Source organism: Rheinheimera aquimaris, assembly GCF_020531985.1.
Classification (GTDB): Bacteria; Pseudomonadota; Gammaproteobacteria; order Enterobacterales; family Alteromonadaceae; genus Alishewanella; species Alishewanella aquimaris.
This window is the reverse complement of the sequence record NZ_JAJAVQ010000006.1, coordinates 229740-248380: the sequence shown is the minus strand read 5'-3', so window position 1 is coordinate 248380 and position 18641 is coordinate 229740. Positions and strand designations below refer to the sequence as shown.

Genomic DNA, 18641 nt, shown 5'->3' with positions numbered 1-18641 from the left:
TCAGGCCCTCAGCCCCAGTGACTCGGGGTAAGGTTCAAAATAGCGCTGACTACTAACATAGCTGTTGGGCTGCAACTTCAGATGGTGCTGCAATAGTGTTATCGGCGCGAGCAAAGGTACAAAGCCTTGCCGGTATCGGTGGATAAGTTCGGTCAGTTCCTGCTTGGCATCCGCGTTAAGGCTGTGTTTAAGGAACCCTTGCAAGTGCTGCAATACATTAGTGTGCTGTTTACGGGTAGCGATATTTTTAAGCGCCTGCATTAGCTCCAACAGGTAGCGCTGGCACAATTCATCCGGTGCAAACAACTTAGCCTGAGCGACGAGACGCCCGAGCGTGCGATAAGCAGCTGGGCTGTGCGCCATAACTAAAAATTTGTAGCGGCTGTGAAAGGCTACCAGTTTGCCAATGCTGAACCCATCCCGCATTGTCTGCTGATAATCATGACAACTGAATACGCGGCAGATAAAGTTTTCTCTTAAATCCGCATCGAATAACCTGCCATCTTCCTCTACAGGTAACCAGGGGTATTTCTGCATTAACTGATGTGTATATAACCCCACGCCTAACTTACCCAGTTGCTGGCCTTTAGCATCGAATAACCTCACCCGTTCCATGCCACAGCTGGGCGATTTAGCGCAGACGATATACCCGCTAAGGTCGCTGAAGCGGGGCAAGGTCTTCGCGGTATAATCCAGCATAGATTGAGTATGATCGATACGGGTATCATTACTTTGTACCAAGCGAACATTCTGCTTTTCATCAAGCTGCAAACGGATAGCCGGGCGTGGCGACGGCATACCAATGGCCATTTCCGGACAGATCGGCACATAACTTACTAACGGCAACAGTTGCTGCAAACAAAATGCAGACGCCTTATGCCCACCGTCGTAACGTACTTTCTCGCCTAATACGCAGGCACTGATACCAATTTTAATTGCCATAATTTAAATCCATTACTCGTTAGCGCTAATTACAGCTGTAACTGCTCTGTGGATCGGAAATATTTTATGTCGCAAACCTGTTTGCATAAAAAAACGGCAAGCAGTCTGCACTGCTTACCGTTTTTAAACCGTTCAACCAAGCCGAAACGGGTTATTTTTTGCTGGTACCCAACTCGACACGCGACTTTAACTTCTGTCCTGGCCGGAAAGTCACCACACAACGGGCAGAAATGGGGATATCTTCACCCGTTTTCGGGTTACGCCCTGGTCGCTCATTTTTAACCCGCAGGTCAAAATTGCCAAAGCCGGATAACTTTACCTGATCACCCGCCTCAAGGGCCACGCGGATCTCTTCAAAAAAAGCTTCCACTATTAATTTAGCGTCGCGTTTGCTGACACCAAATTTTGTAAACAGACGTTCTGCTAAATCGGCTTTGGTAAGCGCCATTCTTAATCCCTCAACGTTGCGTTGAACTCATCACCAAGCGCGCTAACTACTTGATTTACCAACTGTTGGATATCTTTATCTTCCAGGGTACGCGCTATATCCTGCAAGGTAACAGCAATGGCCAGTGATTTAAACCCCTCTGCCACACCCGTACCTGTATACACGTCAAACAATTTTAGGTCAACTAATTGATTTCCGCCAACTTTTTTTATAGTAGCAGCTATATCAGCAAAACGCACCTCTGATTTAACTACTATTGCTAAATCACGCCGGTTCGCCGGATACTTTGACAATTCATGTGCCTGTACAATTTCACGTAACCCCAGCGCCGCAACATCCAGTTCGAACAGATAAGCTTTACCTTTAATACCCAGTTTACGTTCTGCTTCCGGATGTAATGCACCGACATAGCCAACGTGCTGATCAGCTCGGTACACCGCTGCGGTCTGCCCCGGGTGCAAGGCGCTGTGTTCAGCGGTTACAAACCGGAATTGCTCAGTGGCAGATGTTTGCGCCAATAATGCCTCAACATCACCTTTGATATCATAGAAGTCGGCGTTACGGTTTTCCATATTCCAGTGTTCGTTATGCATTGAACCAACAATAACACCACCAATTACCGGCACTTGCCGCACGCCTCCTTCAGCTGCAGCATCTGGAATAAACTTTAAACCATACTCAAACAAACGGATGCGGCTTTGTTGCCGGTTCTGGTTATAAAGCACCGTTTGTAACAGCCCCGGCCACAAATTTAACCGCATTGCCGACATATCGGCTGAAATTGGATTCGGTAATAGCAAAGCCTGCTGTTGTGGCATTAATACTTGCTGTACTTTAGGGTCAACGAAACTGTACGTTATTGCTTCTTGATAGCCCCGGTCTACCAATACCGTACGCAGACGCTGTACATTCATCTCTGCTTCGCGGAAAGTACGCATTTTCAAACTGGCCTTAGGCGCCAGATTGGGAATACTGTTGTAGCCGTATACCCGCGCAACTTCTTCTATCAAATCTTCAGCAATACTGATATCAAAGCGGTAACCCGGCACGGTTACCTGCCAGCCGTCGGTAGTATCGCTCACTTCAAGTCCCAGCCGGTTAAAGATGGCACTGACTTCAGCTTTGTCGATACTGATACCTAAGATCCGCGCTAACTTTTCCTGGCTCAGGCTGATAGTCGCGGCTTTTGGCAAGTCGGCTTCGGACACGGCTTCTACCACCGGGCCAGCCTCACCGCCGCAAATTTGTAACAGCAGCTCAGTCGCCCGTTCCATTGCCATAAGCTGTAACTGTGGATCCACACCACGTTCATACCGGTGCGAAGCATCGGTATGTAAACCGTACTGACGGGCTTTACCAGCAATAGCCAGCGGTGCAAAAAACGCACTTTCCAGAAATACGTCTTTGGTTTCAGTCGTGACGCCGCTGTGTAATCCACCAAAAATACCTGCCATAGCCAGCGCTTTGTTGCTATCAGCTATCAGCAGCGTATTGGTTTTTAACACGACTTCGCTCTCATCCAGCAGAACCAGCTTTTCACCCTCTTCAGCCATGCGTACATTGATGTCGCCATCAATTTTTGCCAGATCAAAGGCATGCATAGGGTGGCCAAGCTCTAACAACACAAAGTTAGTGATATCAACAACTGCATCTATACTGCGCACACCACAGCGGCGCAGTTTTTCGGTAAGCCATAGTGGGCTGGTAGCTTTGACATTAACGTTGCGCACTACCCGGCCTAAATACCGCGGACAGGCCTGAGGGCTGCTTAACGTGATGGTTTTCTTGTCTGCAATAGACGCTGCAATCGGCGTAATAAGCGGCTGGCTAACACTTAGTTTGTTTAATACGCCAACTTCACGGGCTAAACCTTTAATACCCAGGCAATCTGCACGATTAGGTGTAAGATCAACCTCAATGATACGATCATCCAGTTTCAGGTAGTCGCGGATATTCTGACCAACAGGAGCATCCTGTGGCAACTCCAGTATACCGTCGGAATCATCCGCCATGCCAAGTTCAGATAATGAGCACAGCATACCGTGTGACGGTTGACCGCGTAACTTCGCTTTCTTAATCACAAAATCGCCCGGCAGCACAGCACCGACTGTAGCAACAGCAACTTTTAATCCCTGACGGCAATTTTTCGCGCCGCACACAATGTCCAGCAGCTCATCAGCGCCAACGTTTACTTTGGTTACCTGCAGCTTATCGGCGTCCGGGTGCGGGCCGCATTCAACAACTTCGCCAACCACCACGCCGCTGAATTCACCGGCGACAGTTTCAATACCATCAACTTCAAGACCTGCCATTGATAACTGTTCAGATAAGGTATTGGTGTCAATGGCTGGGTTTACCCACTCGCGTAACCAGGCTTCACTGAATTTCATCTAAATTAACTCCGCTTATCTGAACTGTTTTAAAAAACGTAAATCGTTTTCAAAGAAGGCACGTAAATCTGTTACGCCATAACGCAGCATCGTCAGACGTTCAACGCCCATACCAAAGGCAAAACCGCTGTACACTTCCGGGTCTATACCCACAGAGCGCAGCACATTAGGGTGCACCATACCGCAACCTAATACCTCAAGCCATTTACCGTTTTTACCCATTACATCAACTTCCGCTGAAGGCTCCGTGAATGGAAAAAACGAAGGTCTGAAGCGGATCTGCAGGTCTTCTTCAAAGAAGTTATGCAAAAAGTCATGCAAAATACCTTTTAGCTCGGTAAAGCTAACGTTGGTATCAACCATTAAGCCTTCAACCTGATGAAACATCGGGGTATGAGTTTGATCGTAGTCGTTCCGGTATACCCGGCCCGGAGAAATAATACGTAGTGGTGGCTGCTGCTGTTCCATAGTGCGTATTTGCACCCCTGATGTTTGCGTGCGCAGCATCAGCTTAGGGTTAAAATAAAACGTATCGTGATCCGCTCGGGCAGGATGGTGCTCCGGAATATTCAGAGCATCAAAGTTGTGAAAATCATCTTCAATTTCCGGGCCGTGTTTTATATCAAAGCCAAGTTCAGCAAAGAATGACGAAATACGTTCAATAGTGCGGGTTACCGGGTGCAGCCCCCCCGTCTCCAGAGTCCGGCCCGGTAAGGTTACGTCTATTTGTTCCTGTGCCAGTTTAGCTGCCAGTTGCTCGTGCTGCAGCAAGTCGCGGCGAGTGTTTAACGCCTCCTGCACTTTTTGCTTCAGCTCGTTTATCTCCGCACCGGCTTGTTTGCGCTGCTCTGGGTCCATCGCACCCAGTGATTTCAAAAGTTCAGTAATACTGCCTTTTTTACCCAGAAACTCTACGCGGATAGTTTCCAGCGCAGGAACATCTGCGGCGGCGGCTACGGCCTGTAAGGCATTTTCCAATATTGCTGTTAGGTTCATGCGTGTCCTCAAAGCAGCTAAGGTGATATCGTGTCAAAGCCGACAATGATACACCAGAATACGGGTTAAACGCAGGCTGCTGAGTCACTTTTTCTGCAAAGAACGCGCTGTTTTAGTTAAGAATGTCTTTTACAAAAGGAATGGTCAGCTTGCGTTGATGCACTAAAGTGGCTTTATCGAGTTTATCCAACATACTGACCAGCGCCCGAATGTCCCTGTCCTGATGATTTAACAGATAACGGGCCACTTCATCGGGCAGCTCCATACCGCGTAAACGGGCTTTCTGCTGCAGTAGCTTTTGTTTGTCCTCATCGGTCAGTAAACGCAGCTGAAATGCCGTGCAAGCCTGCAGTCTGGATACCAAATCAGCCAGTTGCAACCCCAGCTGTGACGGGCTTTCATTACCAACGATAATTAAGGCTTTGCCCTGCTCTTGCATACGGTTATACAAATCGAAAACCGCCGTTTGCCAGCTGATGTCACCTGCTATCGCCTGAATATTATCCAGACACACCAGATCTAACTGCTCCAAATCATCGAGTAACCTTGGGCTTAACAGTTTACAATCATCTAACGTCAGTAACTGGCTGGTCAGCCCCTGCTCCTGAGCTTGCACACAGGCGGCATACAGTAAATGTGATTTACCACTGCCACTGGCGCCAAACAGGAAAACCGGGCTTTGCGGCACACGTTGTTGCAGGTAATTTTTCAAAAAAACCACAGCCTCGCTTTGCCCTGCGGCGTAGAAGCTGTCGAGCGTTTCATCTTCCGGCAGTGTTACGGCAAGCGTGTACTGTAGTGGTTGCATCAGAGTTTAACGTACTCAAATCGGGAAAATACCGGTTGCTGACCCGCATTCACTGACTGATACTCAGCGGTATTTTCTTCTGCTACTACACGTAGGCGCGGGTTAAAGCGCAGAGCGTTCATCAGGCCGTCGGCGCTGATACTGGTGCTTAATTTATACTGTGCGCTATCGCTGTCATAGCGAACTATTGTCACTTCAGATACGCCAACCATCTGCTGTAATAATTTTTGAACCTGCACCAGCGCGGGCAGATCAGTAAGATGCTGAACTTCAAGCACATAATCACTATCGGACTGCGCTGACATTACACTGGCATACTGCTGCGCCAACTGAGATGACAAGGAGGCAGCAAAGCTCTGCATCAGGCTGCTTTCATCCTTTTCGATGATTTCATCACGGTAGGTTCTGCCATTTTCCTGCCGTTGCCAGTTCAGCCGTAACATAGGTTGGCCGTCTTGCTCAGTAATATCAACAGCGGCCAACACGACAATATCAGGCCGGTAACGGACACTGACCTGGTTTATCTGCTGCCAAAACCCGGCCCAAACGTCAGTTTCGGACAGGTTCAACAGGTCGTCCATATCGTACAGCGGGAGTAACAGTGGCAACCCCGCCTCACCAAATGACTGTTGCAGCGCGGCATTTAAAGGCTGCTCAGACCGCCTCACAAAACTGCGGTTCCCTTCTTTCTGCTGCACAAGCCAGACCAGAATATCCGGACGAAGCGCGCCCCAGACTGCAATATTATTCTGTTGTAGTAGCTGATTAACCTTAACCGCATCCAGCAGTACCCGCATGCGGTTGCCATCAGCATGGCGTATTGCCTCAAACTGTTTGATATAGGCAGAAGCTTGCTTAAACTCGCCTTCTAACTCAGGCGCGGCAGCGATATCAGATTTACCACTTACCCGAGTCAATACCTGTTTTAAAGCATCCCGTTGCCAGTCCCCTTCAGCAGCGACATCAGCCTGATATAAATTGGCAACCTGACCTGCATGCACGGCCATGCCAGACAAAGCACACAGCAGACCGAAAAGACGTAACATCTTGATCATTGTTTTTTACCTCAGGCCAGTACCGGAAAAATGCCTTTTAAGCCTGCACTGATAAATTCTACAGCAATAGCGGCCAGTATAAGCCCCATTACCCTGGTGATAATATTCATTCCGGTTTGACCTAAACGCGCCGAAATTTTATCTGCCAACCGCATCAACGCCCACAAGCCGAACCCGATAAGCACAAGCTCGGCAGACATAATAGCGTAGTGCTGCCAACCATCACTTCGATTGGCATACAGAATAATCGAGCTTATCGCGCCAGGTCCGGCAAGCATCGGCATCGCTAACGGCACAACGGCGACTGACTTGCGATGCTCTGCCTCTTCACGCTCTGCATCAGTATTTTTTGCACTACTGGTTTGTGCGTATAACATTGAAATTGCCATCAGCAAAATCAGAATGCCGCCACCCACTCTAAATGAGTTTACCGATATGCCAAAAAAGCTCAGTATAAACTCGCCGAAAAACAACGTAATAAGCAAAATTATCGTCGCTGCTTTAGCGGCGCTGGCTGCTGTTGCCCGTCTTTCAACAGCATTGTAGTGCTGGGTCAACGACAAATACAGAGGCAAAGCTCCAAGCGGATTCAGAATGGCGAAAATCCCGATCAGTATTTTCAGATAATCCTGTATTTCCAGCATTCACAATCTCCTGTTTCATCATTCGCAGTGTAATGACAAAAGCGCGCCACTTTCAATGTGTTATGGAAAAATAATGCCACCTTTCGGTGGCATTCAACTTTCGCTGCTTAACACTACCGGGGGCGGACACCGGCCGCAAACACAGTACGCAGTGTGTTAAAGCTCTATGCGAGCTAACCGAATTGCCTGCACAAAAGGCTCGTGCAATGCCAGCGTGGTCTCTGCGTCAAGGCTGGTACCGTTCTTATCCCGTAAACTGATAGCAGTTTGCTTATCAGCCCGGCTTAATACCAACCGGTATTCACCATCTGGTAACGGTAGTACGGGTTTAGTATCACTACCCCAGATTTTTGACCAAAAGCCTGGCTCTGATTTCTGATAGTTCAGGTAATACGTATACGCTGAGCGGTTAATATCTGTTACATCAAGGTTTAGCTCGGTAAAGAGCGCTTCCAGCTGAGACCAGGTGACATCGATCGGCTGCGGCGTGACTAACGCCGGGTTACCTTCAGCATCCATTCCCGGCTCCAGCGATACATCCGGCGCTTTAGCTTTATTCGCGCGGGCGATAATAATTTCTTCTTTACCAATACGGTCAATGATCTGATTAAGCAACGCGACTTCCTGCCGCTTTGTATCCGTTTTGCTTAACTTGGCGTCCGGGGTAAAATACTGATGCTCCAGCATAGTCACGGTAACGCTTGCTGAGCGTCCGTGTGGGCGGGGTTCAATACTAATTTTGTAACGTGCCTGCTCCTGCTGCTGGCTGGACTTCCAGAACCAGAACCCCTCTTCCTCCGAACGGGCGATCCAGCCGGTCGTGTAATTAAGCCCCTGCTCATCCGATGTAAGCTCAATACCTTGCTCAGCAAACTGTGTTTGCAACATTTGCTTTAAAAACGGCACCAAATCACCGGTATAATCGCTGCGATCAAACCAGACGCGTGACAACTTATCGCCTTCTTCTACTCGGCTGCTGCTGGCTGTACCCAGTACCAAAGCCGGTGAACGGATATCAACGGCAGTATCGGCTCTGTTGGTATCCGGAATGTCATACTTTGCAGGTTTGGCAGGTGTTTCTAACCCTGCGGGTACTTTAAGTTCAGGTACACTTGCCGGCTGACCGGCTGTTTCGGCTTGCTCAGTTTGTAATAATGAACAGCCTGTCAGCAATACGCTCGCTACTACACTACTTTTAATCCAATGTTGCACGTTACTACTCCTAAATTTGGTGCGATCCGGCTTTAGTGCTGATTAGAACTCAATACCTGCCTGCGTTAATGCCTGTTCGATTATACTGCCGTGAATTGGTTCAAGTTGCGTTAAGGGTAACCGCACCTGATCAGACTTTATCAGCCCCATTCTGTGTAACGCCCATTTTGCCGGTATAGGATTGGCCTCAATGAACAGATCGTGATGTAACGCCTGAAGCGTTGTATCAATAGCTTCTGCGCCAGCAGCGTCACCGTTACACGCCGCCTGGCACAATAGCGCCATTTGTTTTGGTGCAACGTTGGTCGTGACAGAAATGACACCATGCCCGCCTTTTAACATAAACTCAGCCGCACTGGCATCATCGCCACTTAGCAACATGAAACCGGCCGGACATAATTGTTGTAATTCCGTCAAACGTGTCATCGAGCCTGTAGCCTCTTTAATCCCGACAATGTTTGACGTTTTTGCCAGCTCAGCGACTGTCTCAGGTAATAAATCCACCCCGGTACGCCCCGGCACGTTATACAACAATACGGGCTTATCTGTAACAGCGGCCACGGCATTAAAATGCAGTACCATGCCTTTTTGCATCGGTTTGTTATAAAACGGCGTTACAGTCAGGAAACCATCAATAGGTAGTGCAGACAGCGCTTTAGTGCGTTCGACCGCCTCGGCAGTAGCATTTGCGCCGTTACCGGCGATCACCGCGATACGGCCCTGAACCTGCTTACATACCGCTGAAATCACCTGCATTTGCTCAGCAAAACTTATGGTAGCCGCCTCACCGGTCGTGCCCATAATTACCAGGCCTTGTGTACCATTAACCAGATGAAAATCAACCAAACGCTTGAGGCTGTCATAGTCAACTGTTCCCTGATCAACCATAGGTGTAATTAGCGCGACCCAACTTCCTCTGAACATATGCAATACAGCCCCATTTAACGATAAGGGCGCCTATGTTAAAGAGACACTGGCTTAAACACAAGAATCGAAAAGCGTTTATGCAGCACCGGGACAAACGGATGACATAATCTGGCGGTATGTTACACTTGGCGCCAGCACTTCATACCTTGCATTATTTGGTTTGTCATCTGGGTTTTTATACTATGCCACAACAACTTGTAGTAACGGCCATCGGTACTGACCGTACCGGTATTGTTAGCAAACTGGCGCGTTTAGTTACCGATTGTAATTGCAATATCATTGACAGTCGGATGGCTATTTTTGGCGGCGAATTTACGTTTATCATGCTGCTGTCCGGCGACCCGGCGGCCATCAGCCGGATTGAGCATTTGCTGCCCGGGCTTGGGCTTGAACTTGATCTGACGACGATGACCAAACGTACCAGTGCGCACCAGCGTAAAGCGGTAGCAGCGCATTATGTACTGGAATACCAGGGGCCAGACAAAGTGGGTACTTTAGGCAGTATTACCGGATTGCTGGCAAGCCGGCAGGTTTATATCGGCTCTTTGCAATCAGAGAGCAAAACAGCGCCAGACGGTCAGACGATGATGCATACTATTATGACATTGGAGCTGCCAGAAGGTGAACCGGCTGAGGCTATTGAAGCAGACGTCATGGCACTGGTCACTGAAATGAATCTGACAGGCAGCTTTCATGCCCAAACCTGAAAAGGAGCAGTAATGTCTTATTTAGCAAAAGGCGCAGTAGCGCCGGATTTTACCCTGACAAATCAAGATGAGCAGCAGATCACACTCAGTCAACTGTTAAAAACTGACCGCGTGCTGATATATTTTTATCCTAAAGCAATGACACCTGGCTGCACAGTGCAGGCATGCGGTTTAAGAGATACTAAGCAGCAATTGCAGGACAAAGGCGTGACGGTAGTTGGCATCAGCACCGACAGCCCTGCCAGACTTAAAAAGTTTGCCGAGCGCGACAGTTTGAATTTCACGTTGTTAGCAGATGAAGATCATAAAGTGGCAGACAGCTACGGCGTCTGGGGCGAAAAGAAGTTCATGGGCAAAGTATATGACGGCCTGCACCGCATCAGTTTTCTTGTAGCACAAGATGGCAAGATAGAGCAGGTGTTCGACAAATTTAAAACCAAAGATCATCATCAGGTTGTACTGGACTACTTAAATTAAGCCGGACGCAAAGATTAGCGTTGCACGATAAAAGCAACTACCCGATGGCTGCTGACAGCCACTGTTAAGGAGTAAATATGCAAAAACATATACTGGCATGTCTAGCAGCCGTTGCCATATCAGCACATGCTGCTCCACTTGAGTCAGAAAAAGCATTACTGCAGCTCGATACTGTAGCAACTGGCTTCAATCACCCCTGGGGCATGACGTTTTTACCTGACGGCAGCATGCTGATTACCGAACGCAACGGTGGTTTAGTCAAACTCAGTGCTGATGGCAAAAACAAAACCGCCATCTCCGGTTTACCAGAGATAGACGCCCGCGGTCAGGGTGGTTTACTTGATGTGATCCTGGCGAAGGATTTTAGCAGTAGCAAACAGATATATTTCAGCTTCAGTGAACCCGGCGGTGGCAAAAACAGTACTGCGGTAGCCAAAGCTACACTGAACGATGCCAGTTTGAGCAACGTTGAGGTTATCTTCAGCCAAGCACCTAAATACGACAGCCGCCACCATTTTGGTAGCCGTCTGGTACTGGATAACGCCGGCAAGCTGTTTATCACAACCGGCGACAGAGGCAGCGAGCGTGATCAGGCGCAGAAACTGGATAACCATTTAGGAAAAGTGATCCGTATTAACACTGACGGCAGCGTACCTGAGGACAATCCTTACGTCAGCAAGGACGGCGCCAAAGCAGAAATCTGGTCATATGGGCACCGCAATATGCAAGGTGCAGCGTTGCATCCGCAAACCGGGCAGCTGTGGACCCATGAACATGGCCCGCAAGGTGGTGACGAAATTAATATTGCCCAGCCGGGTAAAAATTATGGCTGGCCGTTAATTACATACGGTGAAGAATATGGCGGTGGGGTTATCGGTAAAACTGCGCAGCAAGGCCTGGAGCAACCCCTGCATTACTGGGTGCCGTCAATAGCCCCAAGCGGTATGGCATTTTACACTGCAGACATGTTCCCTTACTGGCAGCAAAACCTGTTTGTTGGCTCATTAAAATTTGGTCAGCTGGTCAGGTTAGAGCTCGATGGTAATAAGGTTACGCACGAGGAACGCATCATGATTGGCCAGCGAATCCGCGATGTAGAGCAAGGCCCTGACGGCTTCCTGTATATACTGACTGACAGCTCAGACGGCGAGCTACTGCGTATTATGCCGGCAACCGAATAAGCCAAGCAGTAACAAGCTTACTAAAAAAACAGTGCGCCTGCTGGCGCACTGTTTTTTTTATGTCACTGTATTTCTATATCGCTGTATTGCTATGTGGATGCGCGCGCTCTGACCAGGCATTTATTGTCGCTTTAACCAGAGAAGCCAGTGGAATAGCGAAGAATATGCCCCAGAAACCAAACAGACCGCCGAAAAATAACACTGCAATGATGATAAACACCGGGTTCAGATCAACAGCTTCAGAAAACAGTATAGGCACCAGTAAATTGCCATCCAGTGCCTGAATAATACCGTACGCCAGCATCAGATAACCAAATTCAGCTGTCGGCCCCCACTGAAAAAACGCCACCAGCGCTACCGGCAATGTCACCACAGCCGCACCGATATACGGAATAAGCACCGACAGCCCCACCAATACCCCAAGTAACAATGGATAATTCAGACCGAAAATAGCAAATACCGCATAGCTGACAGCACCAACAATGAAAATTTCCAGGATCTTGCCACGGATATAATTCATGATCTGCGCATTCATTTCATGCCAGACCTGACCGATAAGCTTACGCTCAGAGGGCAGCAGTTGTACGAAGCTGGCCGTTAACTGCGCTTTATCTTTAAGCATAAAGAACACCATCATCGGCACCAGTACAAGGTATATCAGTAGCGCAACCAAATCGACAATAGAAGCCAGCGACAACTGCAGCATATCTCGGCCAAACACCATCAACCGCTCGTCTACTGAATGAATAAGAATATTTATTTGCTCTACGCTAACCATACCGGGAAAAGACTGCGGTAACTCCAGCAGGTAACTACGCCCCTGCTCTATCATTTGCGGCAAATCCCGAAGCAGATTACGCCCCTGATACCAGACAATCGGTATAATCCACATCAGGGTCAGTGTTGCCAACCCGAGAAAACCCGCTACAACGGCGATGGTACTGACCGAACGGGATAAGCCTAACCGGGTCAGTCTGACCACGGGCCATTCGAGCAGGTAAGCAAATGCAATAGCCACCAGCACCGGCGCCAAAATGCCACTTAACCAGTAAATCGCCATAAATCCGATCAGCAGTAACAAAAATAATGTGACCACTTGCGGATCTGAGAATTTATTGGCGTACCATTTTTTCAACCAATCCAGCATATTAGAACTCCAGCATCGGGCAACACGGCAAAAGTGCCTGAGTCCGCATCAGTATACCGAAGATAACGGAGAATTTGGCGCTAAACCGTCTGTTGGCAGAAAATATATGTTAAGTTAGCGCCCTGACAAACTGGAACTAATCGCAAAAAATCCAGACAAAGTCAGCATTACGTTAGTGACTATTTAATACAACAGGGGCAGGTGTTTTTCACATGACATTCTCTGCAGTAAACAAGCCCGTGCTCATTTGCCTGCTGGCTGCATTATCACAGGCAGTCATGCCATCTGCACACGCAGATTTACCGAATCTTGGCGGGAACGCTTTTAATACCATTACGCCAGATAAAGAAAAGCAGCTCGGTGATGTAATGATGCGCCAGACCCGGGGCAGCTTACCGATGGTGTACGACCCCTTGCTGGATGAATATATTAACTCTCTTGGCAACCGCCTGGTGGCCAGGGCAAATGATGTCAAATTTCCATTTAAGTTCTACTGGATTGACAACAAGAACATTAATGCTTTTGCGACACTGGGCGGCAATGTCACCTCACACACCGGTACGCTGGCAATAGCCGATAGCGAAAGTGAATTCGCGTCTGTAATGGCGCACGAAATCGCACACGTTACGCAGCGTCACATTGCCCGTTTCGTAGAAGCCCAAAGCCAGAAAGCCCCGCTGACACTGGCAGGCATTTTAGGCGCTATTGTACTGGCAACAGTAAACCCGGAAGCAGGTATGGCGGCGATGATGGCAACACAGGGTGCATCCCAGCAAAGCGCCATCAACTTTACCCGCGGCAATGAGCAAGAGGCTGACCGCATCGGCATGCAAATTATGGTAGATGCTGGCTTCGACCCGTATGCTGTGCCCAATTTTTTCCGTAAATTGTCTGAGCAAAGCCGCTTTGTAAATCAGCAACTGGCATTTTTGCAAACGCACCCCCTATCACAAAGCCGGGTCAGTGATACCCGCTTACGCGCCGAGCAATTCCAGCAGCGTTTTATACCCGACAGCCAGGATTTTACCCTGACTAAAGCCCGTGTGCTGGCTCGCTATCATTACGGTAAAAATGATGCGGAGACTGTCTTTCGCAAAAAACTGACAGAGCCAGGCGGTAATACCAAAGCGAATCAGTACGGTTTGGCAATAGCGCTGCTGGATAAAGGCGATCTGCAGCAGTCACGTAAGCTTATCGAACAGATGCTGGAAAAGGATGAACACAATTTATATTATATTGACGTCTATACCGATATTTTACTGGCGCAAAAGGAATACCAGCTTTGTTTGGATATGCTGGAGCAACAGTATCTGCTGCGGCCAAATAATCAGGTCGTTACGCTAAACTATGCCAATGCGGCACTGAGATCCGGTGCTCCCCGGCTGGCTATCCATTTACTTAAAAGCCTGCTGTTTTATAAAAGCGACAATATCCTGGCGTATGATCTGTTGTCTGAAGCTTATAAAGCGGTGGGAGATTTTGCCCGTTTTTATGAAGCGCGTGCAGATCTGAGTTATCAGCGTGCAGATTATCCACGAGCGATAGATGATCTGAACGAAGCGCTGAACCATTTAAAACCGGAAGAAAAACTGGAAAACCGCCGTCTGGAAGCTAAAAAAAGACAGCTGCAAACTGAATTTGACCGTTTGCGTCGTATGTAAATCAGCCTAGTAATTTCTACCGACAGGACAACTGATGTTAAAAATATACCACAACCCGCGCTGCTCTAAGAGCCGTGAAACACTTGAGCTATTAAAGGAAAAGGGACAACAGGTTGACGTTGTCGAGTACTTAAAAACGCCCCCCACTGCGTTAGAGCTGAAACAATTACTGCAGTGGCTCAATATCAGCGCCCGGCAGTTGCTGCGCACAAAAGAAGACGAGTACAAAGCTTTGGGGCTTGATAACGAGACATTGAGCGAGCAGCAACTTATTGATGCAATGGCCGCCCACCCAAAACTGATTGAGCGGCCGATTGTTGTTAACGGTAACAAGGCCGCCATTGGCCGCCCCGCAACTAACGTATTGAATATTTTGTCATGACAGCCACTATTCTGGTGCTGTATTACTCCCGCCACGGTGCTGTTGCGGCCCTGGCGGATAAGATAGCCATAGGCGTACAGCAAGCTGGTGCCGAAGCACAGGTACGATGCATCCCGCCACTTGATACGCAACATGCCAGCCGTCACGCCCTTGTCAGTCAGGCCGAACTTCGGCAATGTGATGGCCTGGCATTTGGCAGTCCGGTGCGCTTTGGCAACATGGTTGCTGATGCCAAAGCGTTCTGGGACAACACTACCAGCATCTGGTTAAAAGGTGAGCTGATTGATAAACCTGCCGGCGTTTTTACGTCGTCAGGCAGCATGCATGGCGGTAACGAAGCCACCTTACTGAGTATGAGCCTGCCGCTGTTGCATCATGGCATGCTGTTAACCGGCTTACCTTACAGCGAGCCAGAGTTACACCAGACCAAGAGCGGTGGCACGCCTTATGGCCCGACACATGTTAGCGGCCATCAGGCCGATAACAAACTGAGCGTGGAAGAGCAGCGCCTGGCAATTGCCTTTGGTAAACGCCTGGCCACACTCAGCCAGCAACTTAAGCAACACAAGGAATAACGATGCCATCTGGTAGTACTGTCCCGTTATCCGCCCAGAGTCGCAGATATCTGCAGCTTGGCCGGTTCGGTTTTTGGGGGCTGTGGTTGTTACAGCCGCTTTGGATCCTATGGCTTGCGCCGCCTCAACTGGGCAATGCTTATGTGTTATTGGCTCTGCTGTGGTTGCCTCTGTGGTTACCGCTATACGGCATTGTAAAAGGCCATGCCTACACTATGGCCTGGGCAAATTTTATTGTGATGATTTACTTCCTGCATAGTCTGACCAACCTGTGGGTAAGCAATGGTATGCAGTGGGGATTATCACTGCTGGAACTTTTACTGGCCGGTGTCATGTTTGTTGGCTGTACTTATTATGCCCGCTATCGTGGACAGGAGTTGGGCCTGAAGATCCCAAAACTTAAAGACGACCCACAGCGTTAAGGCAAGGTACGCCCCATATAAAATGCCAGCCGGACGGCAATAAACCCACTTTGCTGCAGTTGCTGAAACTGCTGTTTCAGTAACTGCGCTGTTTGAAGGTTATGCTTACTCAGTACGCAAAATACCTCAGGCGGGGCTGACCACAGAGGATCGGCTGAAAACGCCTGCTCACCTGTTGTTTTAAGATAAAAATAGTACGACAGGTCTACTGTCATCACTGTGTCCAGCCTGCCTTGCTTCAACCTTTGCAAATTACTTTCTAATGAATGCGCGTCATCCCGGATCACATCGCCTGAACGAAACACCTGCTCCAACTCCGGATAGGTAAAACCCCAGGTCGTTCCAACCCGCTTGTCAGCCAAATGCTGAATACCTGTTACCGGTTCAGCATCACGCCGGCGGATCATTAACTGCTGGGTAGTAAACAAGGCACCGGTCCACTCCAACTGTTCAGGCGCAACTACCCAGTCGGGGTTCAAAAAGCAAGCCAGCTCAGCCTGTCCCTCGTTTAACCATTGTTCAACCCGGGTTCTGGGTAAGTTAAGGTAAATAACGGGCAAATCCAGCTGACGGGCCAGCTCATCAATGATGTCTTTTGTTAAACCGGCCTGCAGCTGCGACCTGGCGTTAAACATCGCGTAAGGAGGTGTGTTACTGTCGCTAACTACTGCCCGGATGGGCGACGGCGGCTGTGCCAATACGCTGGCTGAAAAACACAGCAGCGCAAAATACACACTGCGGACAAGCTGTCTGTCAGTATTACCCAAGCCGCTCTACTCCTGCACAGTTATCAGCGCGTCCCCCTGGCCTGCCAGACAGACTAATCGCGCTCTTCCAGCCATTCTACTTTTTCAATTTGCTCAAACCTATTGCTTATTTTATGCGCTGATGTATGAATTTGCTTCACATCAGCAGAGGCCTGATCGATATGTTTAGCTAAATTATCAAAACGACCGCGAAAACGGGAGAAGTCTTCAGCCAGCTTAACCAAGTGTTCCTGAATAAGGTGTACCTGCCGGCGCGTTGCGTCATCTTTTAAGACGCTGCGGGCAGTCGTCAGTACTGCCATTAAAGTGGTTGGCGAAGTCAGCCACACTCTGCGCCTGTATGCCTCTTCCACGATATCAGCATGATATGCATGTAATTCAGCAAAAATAGCTTCGGCCGGCAAAAACATAATGGCACCATCTGCTGTTTCATTAGCAATAATGTATTTATCAGCAATATCGTTGATATGCTTTTTCACATCTTGCTTAAACTGACGCTGCGCCAGCTTGCGCTCTTCAGCAGCAGCAGCGGGATCAGTCATTTTTTTATAGCTCTCCAGCGGAAACTTTGCATCTATGGCGATATCACCACTGGGTTTGGGCAAAAACAACATACAGTCGGCGATACGGCCATTACTCAGCGTATGCTGAAGTGAAAAATGTTGTTCTGGCAATACATTACGAATAAGCGCTGTAAGCTGTACTTCTCCGAAAGCGCCACGTGAGCGCTTATCCGCCAGCACTTCCTGCAAACTGACTACGTTACCGGAAAGCTCGGTAATTTTTTTCTGCGCATCGTCAATCAGCGCCAGGCGTTTAACAATATCGGTAAACGTCTGGTTGGTTTTTTCAAAGCCATCGCTTAAACGTTTTTCAACCTGACCGGCAATATCTTTCAGGCGCTGATCAATACTGACGGTAAGCTGTTTCACCTGTTCAGCCAACATAATAGCCTGTTGCTGCAGGTTTTTACTCAGCTCAAAACGCGACGCCTGCTGCGTATCAGTAATTTTCTGCAGTACCTGCAGCAAATGCTCTTGTTGCTGCTGCTGCAGTTGCTGCCGCTGCAGGTGCAGCTGTTCCAGCAGCTGTTGTTGTTGCTGTGCCTGCTGCTGCGCTTGCTCCAGCTTGAATTGTGTCAGCTGCAAACTGACGTCATTGCGTCTGAATAGAACAACCAGCAGTAATATCAGGTTTAACGTTAATAAACCTGCAAGCAGATAAAACCAGTATTCGGTCGACATAAAATCCCTGTGGCGGTAAACCATTAGCTCGCTCGGTGCGTATAACTGGCAACTATACAACGTTCTTAATACGACAATGAAGCAACTGGCATTATTTCCGCTTAATAGTTTTATTCTACCGGATGGTCGTATGCGCCTGCGTGTATTCGAACCCCGTTATCTGCGCCTGGTCAGTGAAGCCAGTTCAGGTAAGCGTGATTTCGCTGTTGCCCAAATTAACCCCTATGTTAGTCAGACACATTCAGACAGGATCTTGAGCCTGGCAACACGGGTAAATATCGAGGACTTTGAACAGCTTGAAGATGGACTGCTTGGTATCACCATCAGAGGTGTAGAGAAAGTACTGATTGTAAGGCGCTGGCACGAGGATGATAACTTACCTGTCGCGGAAGTAACCGCGTTAGATAACTGGCCGGCTTTGGATATAGAACCGCAATACACACCACTTATTGCACAGTTAGAGAAATTACTGCAGCAGCACCCTGCTTTGCAACAGTTATACCCCAGTCCGAACTACCAGAATGCCAGTTGGCTGGCATCACGCTATCTGGAACTGATACCGATGCAACCGGCACTTAAGCAGAAACTGGCATTACAAACCAGTCCATCACCCTGCCTTGACAGCCTGCAAGCCTGGCTTAATTACAACACCTGAT

20 protein-coding genes are annotated in these 18641 nt (G+C 48.7%); 8 read left to right on the top strand and 12 right to left on the bottom strand.

Features of this window, described 5'->3' with window-relative positions:
- From LHL18_RS18185 to dapA, 9 genes are all read right to left on the bottom strand, one after another.
- Entirely contained in the window at positions 1–942 is a 942-nt protein-coding gene (locus LHL18_RS18185; RefSeq protein WP_134055315.1) for a YbgA family protein, read from the bottom strand.
- A gap of 151 nt (positions 943–1093) precedes the next feature.
- Positions 1094–1390: an integration host factor subunit alpha gene (locus LHL18_RS18180; RefSeq protein ID WP_134055317.1), complete on the bottom strand. Its 297-nt coding sequence runs from the start codon at positions 1388–1390 to the stop codon at positions 1094–1096.
- 2 nt (positions 1391–1392) lie between these two features.
- Complete coding sequence (pheT, locus tag LHL18_RS18175) at positions 1393–3780, bottom strand: phenylalanine--tRNA ligase subunit beta (protein WP_226768148.1); 2388 nt, start codon at positions 3778–3780, stop codon at positions 1393–1395.
- A 15-nt stretch (positions 3781–3795) separates the two neighbouring features.
- Entirely contained in the window at positions 3796–4776 is a 981-nt protein-coding gene (gene pheS / locus LHL18_RS18170) for a phenylalanine--tRNA ligase subunit alpha (RefSeq protein WP_226768147.1), read from the bottom strand.
- A 112-nt stretch (positions 4777–4888) separates the two neighbouring features.
- The gene (gene hda / locus LHL18_RS18165) at positions 4889–5584 is read right to left on the bottom strand and encodes a DnaA regulatory inactivator Hda (RefSeq protein ID WP_226768146.1); all 696 of its coding nucleotides are present in this window, start codon (positions 5582–5584) and stop codon (positions 4889–4891) included.
- Positions 5584–6639, bottom strand: a complete 1056-nt coding sequence (locus LHL18_RS18160; RefSeq protein WP_226768145.1) for a DUF2066 domain-containing protein — start codon at positions 6637–6639, stop codon at positions 5584–5586. Before LHL18_RS18160 ends, hda begins: the two co-directional genes overlap by 1 nt.
- 11 nt (positions 6640–6650) lie before the next feature.
- The gene (locus LHL18_RS18155) at positions 6651–7283 is read right to left on the bottom strand and encodes a YchE family NAAT transporter (RefSeq protein WP_134055327.1); all 633 of its coding nucleotides are present in this window, start codon (positions 7281–7283) and stop codon (positions 6651–6653) included.
- Between the two features lie 156 nt (positions 7284–7439).
- Positions 7440–8495 (bottom strand): outer membrane protein assembly factor BamC, encoded by a 1056-nt coding sequence (bamC, locus tag LHL18_RS18150; protein ID WP_226768144.1) that lies wholly within the window; start codon positions 8493–8495, stop codon positions 7440–7442.
- A gap of 42 nt (positions 8496–8537) precedes the next feature.
- Positions 8538–9419, bottom strand: a complete 882-nt coding sequence (gene dapA, locus LHL18_RS18145) for a 4-hydroxy-tetrahydrodipicolinate synthase (RefSeq protein WP_226768143.1) — start codon at positions 9417–9419, stop codon at positions 8538–8540.
- A 185-nt stretch (positions 9420–9604) separates the two neighbouring features.
- On the opposite strand from dapA, the gene LHL18_RS18140 reads away from it, so the two are divergent.
- The 3 genes from LHL18_RS18140 (at position 9605) to LHL18_RS18130 (ending at position 11787) form a co-directional block, all read left to right on the top strand.
- Entirely contained in the window at positions 9605–10129 is a 525-nt protein-coding gene (locus tag LHL18_RS18140) for a glycine cleavage system protein R (protein ID WP_134055333.1), read from the top strand.
- Positions 10130–10141: 12 nt separating this feature from the next.
- A complete protein-coding gene (gene bcp, locus LHL18_RS18135) occupies positions 10142–10606 on the top strand; it encodes a thioredoxin-dependent thiol peroxidase (protein WP_226768142.1) in 465 nt (154 codons plus the stop codon).
- 77 nt (positions 10607–10683) lie between these two features.
- Complete coding sequence (locus LHL18_RS18130; RefSeq protein WP_226768141.1) at positions 10684–11787, top strand: PQQ-dependent sugar dehydrogenase; 1104 nt, start codon at positions 10684–10686, stop codon at positions 11785–11787.
- A 73-nt stretch (positions 11788–11860) separates the two neighbouring features.
- Here the strand turns inward: LHL18_RS18130 and LHL18_RS18125 are convergent, their stop codons facing one another.
- A complete protein-coding gene (locus LHL18_RS18125; RefSeq protein ID WP_134055339.1) occupies positions 11861–12934 on the bottom strand; it encodes an AI-2E family transporter in 1074 nt (357 codons plus the stop codon).
- A gap of 212 nt (positions 12935–13146) precedes the next feature.
- Between LHL18_RS18125 and bepA the strand changes: the two genes are divergently transcribed.
- Genes bepA through LHL18_RS18105 form a run of 4 tightly spaced genes read left to right on the top strand, consistent with a single transcriptional unit; the run spans position 13147 to position 15974 of the window.
- On the top strand, positions 13147–14595 hold the full coding sequence (gene bepA, locus LHL18_RS18120; RefSeq protein WP_226768140.1) for a beta-barrel assembly-enhancing protease: 1449 nt from the start codon (positions 13147–13149) through the stop codon (positions 14593–14595).
- Positions 14596–14629: 34 nt separating this feature from the next.
- Entirely contained in the window at positions 14630–14977 is a 348-nt protein-coding gene (gene arsC, locus LHL18_RS18115) for an arsenate reductase (glutaredoxin) (protein ID WP_134055343.1), read from the top strand.
- Positions 14974–15552 (top strand): NAD(P)H:quinone oxidoreductase, encoded by a 579-nt coding sequence (gene wrbA, locus LHL18_RS18110; protein ID WP_226768139.1) that lies wholly within the window; start codon positions 14974–14976, stop codon positions 15550–15552. Before arsC ends, wrbA begins: the two co-directional genes overlap by 4 nt.
- A 2-nt stretch (positions 15553–15554) precedes the next feature.
- The gene (locus tag LHL18_RS18105; protein ID WP_226768138.1) at positions 15555–15974 is read left to right on the top strand and encodes a DUF2069 domain-containing protein; all 420 of its coding nucleotides are present in this window, start codon (positions 15555–15557) and stop codon (positions 15972–15974) included.
- On the opposite strand, the gene LHL18_RS18100 is transcribed toward LHL18_RS18105, so the two are convergent.
- A complete protein-coding gene (locus tag LHL18_RS18100) occupies positions 15971–16741 on the bottom strand; it encodes a substrate-binding periplasmic protein (RefSeq protein ID WP_226768137.1) in 771 nt (256 codons plus the stop codon). The two genes, LHL18_RS18105 and LHL18_RS18100, sit on opposite strands and share 4 nt — an antisense overlap.
- Positions 16742–16794: 53 nt before the next feature.
- Positions 16795–17985: a DNA recombination protein RmuC gene (locus LHL18_RS18095; RefSeq protein ID WP_134055348.1), complete on the bottom strand. Its 1191-nt coding sequence runs from the start codon at positions 17983–17985 to the stop codon at positions 16795–16797.
- Between the two features lie 76 nt (positions 17986–18061).
- Between LHL18_RS18095 and LHL18_RS18090 the strand changes: the two genes are divergently transcribed.
- Positions 18062–18640, top strand: coding sequence for an LON peptidase substrate-binding domain-containing protein (locus LHL18_RS18090; protein WP_134055350.1), 579 nt, complete (start codon positions 18062–18064; stop codon positions 18638–18640).
- The last annotated feature ends 1 nt before the right edge of the window (position 18641 follow it).